General features: G+C 66.4%; 7 protein-coding genes and 1 pseudogene. 3 read left to right on the top strand and 5 right to left on the bottom strand.

Annotation, left to right across the window (positions count from 1 at the left end):
* Positions 1 to 1,222: 1,222 nt before the first annotated feature.
* From fabI to E5198_RS19770, 3 genes are all read left to right on the top strand, one after another.
* Complete coding sequence (gene fabI, locus E5198_RS19780; RefSeq protein ID WP_136491642.1) at positions 1,223 to 2,005, top strand: enoyl-ACP reductase FabI; 783 nt, start codon at positions 1,223 to 1,225, stop codon at positions 2,003 to 2,005.
* Between the two features lie 123 nt (positions 2,006 to 2,128).
* Positions 2,129 to 2,704, top strand: a complete 576-nt coding sequence (locus E5198_RS19775) for a DUF922 domain-containing protein (protein ID WP_136491641.1) — start codon at positions 2,129 to 2,131, stop codon at positions 2,702 to 2,704.
* A 250-nt stretch (positions 2,705 to 2,954) separates the two neighbouring features.
* Entirely contained in the window at positions 2,955 to 4,091 is a 1,137-nt protein-coding gene (locus tag E5198_RS19770; protein ID WP_136491640.1) for a glycerate kinase, read from the top strand.
* Positions 4,092 to 4,095: 4 nt separating this feature from the next.
* Here E5198_RS19770 and E5198_RS19765 read toward each other — a convergent pair whose 3' ends face one another.
* The 5 genes and pseudogenes from E5198_RS19765 to E5198_RS19745 all read right to left on the bottom strand — a co-directional run.
* Positions 4,096 to 4,557 (bottom strand): Lrp/AsnC family transcriptional regulator, encoded by a 462-nt coding sequence (locus tag E5198_RS19765; RefSeq protein WP_136491639.1) that lies wholly within the window; start codon positions 4,555 to 4,557, stop codon positions 4,096 to 4,098.
* Positions 4,558 to 4,725: 168 nt separating this feature from the next.
* Positions 4,726 to 5,415, bottom strand: coding sequence for an ABC transporter permease (locus tag E5198_RS19760; RefSeq protein ID WP_136491638.1), 690 nt, complete (start codon positions 5,413 to 5,415; stop codon positions 4,726 to 4,728).
* Positions 5,412 to 6,107 carry an ABC transporter permease gene (locus tag E5198_RS19755; protein WP_136491637.1) on the bottom strand — a complete coding sequence of 232 codons (696 nt, stop codon included), beginning with the start codon at positions 6,105 to 6,107 and terminating at the stop codon, positions 5,412 to 5,414. The genes E5198_RS19760 and E5198_RS19755 overlap by 4 nt, the downstream gene beginning before the upstream one ends.
* A gap of 52 nt (positions 6,108 to 6,159) precedes the next feature.
* Positions 6,160 to 6,915 carry an ABC transporter substrate-binding protein gene (locus tag E5198_RS19750; RefSeq protein ID WP_136491636.1) on the bottom strand — a complete coding sequence of 252 codons (756 nt, stop codon included), beginning with the start codon at positions 6,913 to 6,915 and terminating at the stop codon, positions 6,160 to 6,162.
* Between the two features lie 14 nt (positions 6,916 to 6,929).
* Positions 6,930 to 7,190: pseudogene (locus E5198_RS19745) on the bottom strand (ATP-binding protein); the annotation flags it as partial.

The following is a 7,190-nucleotide window of genomic DNA, read 5'->3' as shown; positions in this document are numbered from 1 at the left end:
TCGGCATCGGCGAAAGACAGCTGCTTCATGCAAGGGAACTCCAGAGGGGCTGGCGGGCCATTTCACCAGATCGGGAAATGTTTTTCAGACCTTCCCTAGAGATGGCTTAGAGAAACTCATTCAATAATAATTTCAAATCCATCTGAAATATCTTTTTTTGAAAAGAATACTGACTGGATGAAAGTCTTCCTTTCTTCAATACATTGAATTACCTCAGACTTAACTATTTCAGCCGCCTCTCCCGTTCTTACACTCCTGAGCTTAGAACTCACCCCACTATGCAAAGCACAATACTCAGTGTGATTTAGCATGTTTTTTTGAGGACACAATATAGGTGATGAATCCTGACGCACCGACAATTAAAGCAGCAACAACGATATTTCTCATAATCATCCCAAAATATTAAAAAAATGACATATAAATAACAGGCGCTGCGCGGCCTTATCGCGCAGCGCCCGGTTTATTGCAGCGTTGGGTGTCTGTGGCGCTGAAGTCATAGGCAGGCGCCTGCAAGACCACAACCCGCCACAAGCGCCGCGAACGGGAGGATGGCAACCGCGCCTACGCCCGCAAAAAAACCAACGATGCGAGCCGCAATTGCGCCCACCCGCAGGCGGCGGAGAACTTGGGGTAGTCCAAAGGCAAATGCCAGCGGGAAGCAAAGAAACAGCGGCACCAAGATGTATTGAGCGGCGCGTTCGAAAGGCAATCGGGACCGAGCCAAGGCCGGAGCGGAATATAACAGGCCATACAAGACAAGCGCAGTGCATGCGACCACAACCAACGCGCATGCGACAAGCCACGTGGATGATTTTACGTCACGCGCGGACCAGCTTGCGAGAAGCCAAAGGAACGAGGCGGTGAGCGCCATACCTGCGATTGCGAGAGGAGTGATCACGAAGACACCCAACTATAAACAGACACCAACCGGCGCATAAAACCCCGAATTGGCCTGATGGACAAGACTCAAGGACGCGAAAGCCTGACCGCTCTGGAATGCAGCTTTCGGAGGTGGCCTGGGGTGAGTTGGCGGTTATACACCATGGCAGCAAGTCCTTTTGCGCGAGAGGTTTGACAGGTGTCGAGGTTAGCGCGGTGCACCGTGGAAAAACAACCGGGAGTGCGCCCGCAATCCCGGCGTTTCAGGTTAAATGGCCGTGCCGGTTACGACCGCCCCGTCAGCCCTTCGGGGCATCCCATCTGAAAACCGAGGAAAAAGGACATGACTCTGGAAATCCCCCGCCCGCCCCTCAAGGGCGCCAAGGCCCTGGTGGTCGGCGTGGCCAACGAGCACTCGATCGCCTACGGCTGCGCCCGGGCCTTCGCCGAACTGGGCGCCGAGGTGGCCATCACCTACGCCAACGACAAGGCCCGCCCCCACGTCGAGCCGCTGGCCCGCGAGCTGAACGCGCCGATCTTCATGCCGCTGGACGTCACCCGTCCCGGTGAGCTGGAGGCGGTGTTCGCCGAGATCGAGCGGCACTGGGGGCAACTGGACATCCTGGTGCACTCCATCGCCTGGGCGCCGAAGGAAGACCTGCAGGGCGGCCTGCTCGACTCCTCGGCGGAGGGCTTCGCCCAGGCCATGGACATCTCCTGCCACTCCTTCGTGCGCATGGCCCGCCTGGCGGCGCCGCTGATGAAAAGCGGCGGCACGCTGTTCGCCATGAGCTACTACGGCGCCAACAAGGTGGTGCCCAACTACAACCTGATGGGCCCGGTGAAGGCCGCGCTGGAAGCCTCCTGCCGCTACCTGGCCTACGAGCTGGGCCCGAATGGCATCCGCGTGCACGCCATCTCTCCCGGTCCGCTGAAGACCCGCGCCGCCTCCGGCCTCAAGGACTTCGACCTGCTGCTCAACGAGGCCGCCCAGCGCGCGCCGCTGGGCGAGCTGGTGGACATCATGGACGTCGGCTTCACCTGCGCCTGGCTGGCCACGCCCTACGCGCGGCGCCTGTCCGGCGAGACGCTGTACGTGGACGGTGGGGTGAACATCATGGCGTGAGCGCCACAGCCGCCCGTCTCCCGCGCGGCGCCGGGATGGCCCCGCGCACTATCCTCTTGCAGACAACCCCGGAAAACAGACCTTCGCCGCCGCAGGGGTCGCCCGGGGCGGCGGGGAGGCTCCATGCGCGGGATCTGGCTGTTGCTGGCCCTCACCCCACTGGCCCTGGCGGCCGAGCCGGTCAGCTCGGCGGTGCGCGAACAGCACTACCTGGTGTACGGCCGCACCATCGAGGAAATCCACCGCTCGATCGGCGAACGCAGCCCGGTGCGCAACGCCCACAGTGCGTTCGGTGGCGGCACCGAGACCCACTACAGCGCGAGCTACCGGCTGGTCCCGGTGGCGGAGACGCAATGCCTGCTGAAGGATGCCGCGGTGAAGGCCGAATCGGTGGTCACCCTGCCCCAGCTTGCCCCCGGCACCCTGCCCCCGGCGGTGTCGGCCGAGTGGCGACGCTACTATCTGGCGCTGCGCGCGCACGAGTACCAGCATGTGGAAAGCGCCAGGGCATCGGCCCGGGTGGCGCAGCAATGGCTGGCCGGCCTGCAGCTCAGCGGTCCGTGCCATGCGGCGCGGCCCCGCGTGCGTGCCGCCATCGAGGCGCGCATCCGCATGCTGGACGAGCGTGACCGGCTGCTGGACAGCATGACCGATCACGGCCGTTCACAGGGCGCCGAGCTGGATCTGCGGGTCAGGTGAGTGGATCGCGGCTGATTTCGCAGCCGCCGCCGGTCAGAATGAGGTTAGTGGCCTGTTTGGTTAGTTCAGTTGGTCAATTTCGGCGCCCATGGCCCCGATACTGCGTTGCCACTCCTCGCCATAGCCCTGCCATGACTCGTCGCGGCGCCTTGTCTCGGAACCATGGTCATCCGAACTTGACTCAATCAACCAACCAACCGCACAGGCCACTAGCGCCGAGCGCAGCCCCTTCGCCAGGAAAAGGTCCGCCATGAAAGTCGTCATCGCCCCCGATTCGTTCAAGGAAAGCCTGTCCGCCGCCGAGGTGGCCTCGGCCATCGCCGCCGGCTTGCGCGAGGTGTGGCCGCAGGCCGAGCTGGTCTGCCGGCCGATGGCCGACGGCGGCGAAGGCACGCTGACCGCGCTGATCGCGGCGACCGGCGGCGAGTACCGCGAGACGCTGGTGCGCGACCCGCTCGGCGAGCCGGTGGCGGCGCAGTGGGGCTGGATCGCCGGCAGCCGCAGCGCGGTGATCGAGATGGCCGCGGCCAGCGGCCTGCATCTGGTTCCCCCGGCCAGGCGCGATGTGCTGCGCGCCTGCACCCATGGCACCGGCGAGCTGATCCGCGCCGCGCTGGAGGCCGGCGCCGAGCGCATCGTCCTCGGCTTCGGCGGCAGCGCCACCAACGACGGCGGCAGCGGCATGCTGCGCGCCCTCGGCGCGCGCTTCGAGGATGCCGCCGGCCAACCGCTGGCGCCCGGCGGCGCGGCGCTGGCGCAGCTGGCACGCATCGACCTGAGCGGCCTCGATCCGCGCCTGACGCAGGTGGACTTCGAGGTCGCCTGCGACGTCGACAACCCGCTGTGCGGGCCGCGCGGCGCCTCGCAGGTGTTCGGCCCGCAGAAGGGCGCGACGCCGGAGCAGGTGCGCCAGCTCGACGCCGCCCTCGCCCGCTTCGCCGACGTGTGCGCGCAGACCCTCGGCCGCGACGACCGCGACCTGCCCGGCAGCGGCGCGGCCGGCGGCATCGGCTTCGCGGCGCGCAGCTTCCTCGGCGCGACCTTCCGCCCCGGCATCGAGCTGGTCGCCGAGGTCAGCGGGCTGGAGCAGGCGCTGATCGGCGCCGACCTGGTGATCACCGGCGAGGGCAGGCTCGACCTGCAGACCCTGCACGGCAAGACGCCAATGGGGGTGGCGAGCATCGCCAAGCGTCACGGCGTGCCGGTGGTGGCGCTGGCCGGCATGCTCGGCGAGGGCTACCAGCAGCTCTACGGCCACGGCATCGACGCTGCCTTCAGCCTAGCGCCCGGGCCGATCAGCCTGGCCGACGCCCTCACCGAGGCGCCACGCCTGCTGCGCCAGCGCGCCGCGGACATCGCGCGGCTGTGGCAGCTGGCGAAGAAGTGAACCGCTAGAGCCGCCCGCCGCGGTCGAGCTTGCAGGACAGGATGATCGAGGTGTTGGTCTTCTCCACCCCGTCCACCGCGCTGATCTCGTCGAGCAGCTGGTCGAGGCGCTCGGGGGTTTCCGCGTGCAGCCAGGCGACGAAGTCGAACTCGCCGCTCACCGTGCACAGCTGCTGCACCTCGGGCATGTTGCTCAGGCGGCGCAGCACCTCCTTGCCCGAGCGCGGCTGCAGGGTGATGCCGACGTAGGCCTGCAGGCCGCCCTCCAGCACGCGCTGGCCGAGGCGCACGCCGTAGCCGGTGATGACCTTGCTCTTCTCCAGGCGCGCCAGGCGCGAGATCACCGTGGTGCGGGCGATGCCGAGCTTGCGCGCGAGCATGGCGGCGCTCTCGCGGGCGTCGACCTGCAGGGCGGCGATCAGCTGGCGGTCGATCTCGTCGAGGCGGATGTTGGTGAGCTCGGTCATCGGCAAATCATCGCAAACGGGAAAGAGGGCATCTTAACAAACGGCCGGGGCGGCTTGCGGTCGCAGGGGCCGCTGCCGCTACACAGAAAAACCCGGCCACCTCACGGCGACCGGGCAAGGGCATCGCCCCCCTTTACGGACGATGCCGGCACCAGACTCGCTCCTGCTTCACCGCCCCTGGCACAGCTCCACCCGCAGGCGCTGCTCCAGCAGGCGGAACAGGCGTACCAGACCGTAGGAAGCCAGCAGGTAGAACACCCCGGCCATCAGGAAGATCTCCACCGGCTGGTAGGTGCGGGCGATGATGGTGCGCGACATGCCGGTCAGCTCCAGCAGGGTGATGGTGCTGGCCAGGGCGCTGGCCTTGAGCATCAGGATCACCTCGTTGCTGTAGGCCGGCAGGCCGATGCGGCTGGCGCGCGGCAGGACGATGTGCAGCAGCGCCTGCCAGCGCGACATGCCCAGCGCCCGCGCCGCCTCGATCTCCCCCGGCGGGATGGCGGCGATGGCGCCGCGCAGGATTTCGGCGATGTAGGCGGCGGTGTGCAGGGTCATGGTGATCACCGCGCACCAGTAGGGATCGCGCAGCACCGGCCACAGCGCGCTCTGGCGGATCGCCTCGAACTGCGCCATGCCGTAGTAGACCAGGAACAGCTGCACCAGCAGCGGCGTGCCGCGGAAGAAGAAGATGTAGCCGTAGGGCAGCGCGCGCACCCAGGCGTGCCGCGAGCTGCGCATCACCCCAAGCGGGATGGCGAGGATGAGGCCGGCCAGCACGGCGATGCCCACCAGCTCCAGGGTCAGCCAGGCGCCTTCGAGCAGGCGCGGCGTCCACTTGATCATCAGTTCCCAGTTCATGCGTAGGCTCTCCGGAAGCCGCGGGCGGCGCGCTTCTCCATGAGCGCCAGGCTGCTCATGGCGACGATGGTCAGGCTCAGGTAGATGCAGGCGGCGATCAGGTAGAAGGTGAACGGCTGCTTGCTGGCGGTCACCGCGATCTGCGAGTGGCGCATGATCTCCTCGAGGCCGATCACCGAGATCAACGCGGTGTCCTTCATCAGGATCATGAACAGGTTGCCGAGGCCCGGCAGGGCGATGCGCCACATCTGCGGCAGGATCAGCCGCCAGAGGATGGCGAAGGTGCCGAGCCCCAGCGCCTGCCCGGCCTCGCACTGGCCCTTGGGGATGGCCAGGATGGCGCCGCGGAACACCTCGGTGGCGTAGGCGCCAAAGCACAGGCCCAGCGCCAGCACGCCGGCGGCGAACGGGCTGAGTTCCAGGCTGTGCATGCCCAGGCCGTCGGCCAGCGCGCGCATCAGGCTGACGCTGCCGAAGTAGATCAGCAGCACCCAGAGCAGTTCGGGCACGCCGCGCACCAGGGTCGAGTAGCTGGAGCCGAGCCACTGCAGCGCCGGGTACTTCGAAGTCTTGGCCAGCGCGCCGCAGAGGCCCAGCACCAGGCCGACGGCCAGCGAGCAGAGCGCCAGCTGGATGGTGATCCAGGTGCCCGCCAGCAGGGCGGGACCGAAACCGTGCAAATCGAGAAACATGCTTGTCACCCTCGCCTGCAGGTGCGCCCGGCCACGGCCGGGCGCGGGCCCGTCAGTAGATGCTGAACGGGAAGTACTTGTCGTTGATCTGCTGGTAGGTGCCGTCGGCGACTATGGCCTGCAGCGCGCTGTTCAGCTTCTCGCGCAGCTCGGCGTCGCCCTTGCGCAGGGCGATGCCGATGCGGTCGTTGTCGTAGACCGGCTCGCCCTTGAACTCGAAGTCCTTGCCCGGCTCGCTCTTCAGCCACTCCCAGTTGACCAGCTTGTCGGCCAGCACGCCGTCGACGCGGCCGGCGGCGAGATCCAGGTAGGCGTTCTCCTGGGTGTCGTAGAGCTTCACCTCGACCACGTCGCCGAGGTTGTCCTCCAGCCAGGTGCCGGCGATGGTGGCGCGCTGGGCGCCGATCACCTTGCCCTTGAGGCTGGCTTCATCGGTCCTGAACTCGGCCCCCTTGGGCGCGATGAACTGCAGCTTGTTGGTGTAGTACGGCTCGGTGAAGTCGACCGCCTGCTTGCGCTCGTCGGTGATCGACATCGAGGCGACGATCATGTCGAACTTCTTCGCGTTGAGCGCCGGGATGATGCCGTCCCAGTCGGAGGTGACCACTTCGCAGTCGGCCTTCATCTGCGCGCACAGCGCCTCGGCGATCTCCACGTCGAAGCCGCCGACCTTGCCGCGGGCATCGACCAGATTGAACGGCGGGTAGGCGCCTTCGGTACCGATCCTGAGCTTGTCGGCGGCGACTGCCTGGCCGAGCAGACCGAGAACGCTGGCGGCGACGAGCAGCACTTTCTTGTAGTTATGCATGGTTGGCTCTCCGATCAGTGATTGCTGGACATGAACTGCTGGCAACGCGCGGACTGCGGGTTGTCGAATACCTGTTGCGGGGTGCCCTGCTCCTCGACGCGGCCCTGGTGGAGGAACACCACCTCGCTGGAAACCTGGCGGGCGAAGTTCATCTCGTGGGTGACCAGCAGCATGGTGCGGCCTTCCTCGGCCAGCGCACGGATCACGTTGAGCACTTCCTGGACCATCTCCGGATCGAGCGCCGAGGTCGGCTCGTCGAACAGGATCACCTTGGG

It is taken from the genome of Pseudomonas sp. A-1 (genome assembly GCF_004801855.1).
In the GTDB taxonomy this organism is placed as follows: Bacteria; Pseudomonadota; Gammaproteobacteria; order Pseudomonadales; family Pseudomonadaceae; genus Geopseudomonas.
This window is presented reverse-complemented; position numbering and strand designations above follow the sequence as displayed.

Bases quoted from the DNA above. Each gene is read 5' to 3' on its own strand.
- fabI (WP_136491642.1), top strand. From the start codon at position 1,223: ATGACTCTGGAAATCCCCCGCCCGCCCCTCAAGGGCGCCAAGGCCCTG.
- E5198_RS19775 (WP_136491641.1), top strand. From the start codon at position 2,129: ATGCGCGGGATCTGGCTGTTGCTGGCCCTCACCCCACTGGCCCTGGCG.
- E5198_RS19770 (WP_136491640.1), top strand. From the start codon at position 2,955: ATGAAAGTCGTCATCGCCCCCGATTCGTTCAAGGAAAGCCTGTCCGCC.
- E5198_RS19765 (WP_136491639.1), bottom strand. From the start codon at position 4,557: ATGACCGAGCTCACCAACATCCGCCTCGACGAGATCGACCGCCAGCTG.
- E5198_RS19760 (WP_136491638.1), bottom strand. From the start codon at position 5,415: ATGAACTGGGAACTGATGATCAAGTGGACGCCGCGCCTGCTCGAAGGC.
- E5198_RS19755 (WP_136491637.1), bottom strand. From the start codon at position 6,107: ATGTTTCTCGATTTGCACGGTTTCGGTCCCGCCCTGCTGGCGGGCACC.
- E5198_RS19750 (WP_136491636.1), bottom strand. From the start codon at position 6,915: ATGCATAACTACAAGAAAGTGCTGCTCGTCGCCGCCAGCGTTCTCGGT.